Annotated in this window: 1 pseudogene; it reads left to right on the forward strand. The window is 66.9% G+C overall.

Annotated elements, in window-relative coordinates:
• Positions 1–212 precede the first annotated feature (212 nt).
• Positions 213–1009, forward strand: a pseudogene (locus ABGB16_RS33775) (hypothetical protein); the annotation flags it as partial.

The raw sequence follows: 1009 nt of genomic DNA on the forward strand, positions 1-1009 counted from the left end.
CCTGAGTGGATCTTTCTGGCTAGGCACCCGAAAGATCAGCAGAAGTCGTGCTCGCCTGCTATCCAGCCCTCAACATCAGCGTTTTCATTACATAACCGGACAATACGAAACAACGCCGGGGCCCTGAGGTGAGCTCCAACTCGATTTCTGGCACGGTGGCAGCAGCGCGGTGAACATTGAAGAAATCCGCTTTGAATAGGACTCGTGCTGCCATGGCCAAGACAAGAGGCCTCTACCTCACTGGAATCGGCGTCGTGGTACTGGCCGTCGTCCTCGGCCTGGTCGCAGCCCTCTCGCCTCGTGCCCAGGCCAGTACGACGGTAGTTACGGCTACGCAGCTCACGACAACGACGGGCCGGACGGGTCAGGGGCAGCCGGTGACCAACCTGGCCGAGGCCGACCTCACCGGCACCACCGATGGCTGGAACCGCTACGTCGAGTTCATCGGCCGCTACTCCGGATACCTCACCTTCGTCGCGCCGCCCGACGTGTCGCCCAGGGAGGTGACCGCGGTCGACGTACGGGTCAACTACCGCGGTCCGGGCCCCGAGACCCAGACCTGGACGTTCGCACTGTTCGATTGGGCGGCGAGGGGCTGGGGGGGCGTGGGCACCAACGCCGACGCTCCACACTGGGGCCCGTGGACGTCGCTCGCCTGGCCCGCGTCCGCGCCCTACGCCCGGTACCTGTCACCCACCGGCGAGCTGCGGCTACAAATCACCTCCAACAACCGCCGTGATGCAGCCGACCTCGACTATGTCGCCATCTCGCTGACCTCGACTCCCGGGCAGCCGGCACCATCGGGCGGGGCCAGCTCCCCGTCCGCGTCAACTCCGCCACCCCCATCGACCCAGCCGCACGTACCCACGTCACCTCCCGCTACGACGCCAACGACCGCTCCGCCATCCCCGTCTACCGGCCCCACGGGCACGACGGGCCCGGTACGGTGCCCCGACTGCTGGCGTCCGCCGCTACGGGTCAGCTGGAACTGGGTCATCGCGGGCGTGCC

Origin of the sequence: Micromonospora sp. B11E3 (assembly GCF_039871625.1) — a bacterium.
Lineage (GTDB): Bacteria > Actinomycetota > Actinomycetes > Mycobacteriales > Micromonosporaceae > Micromonospora.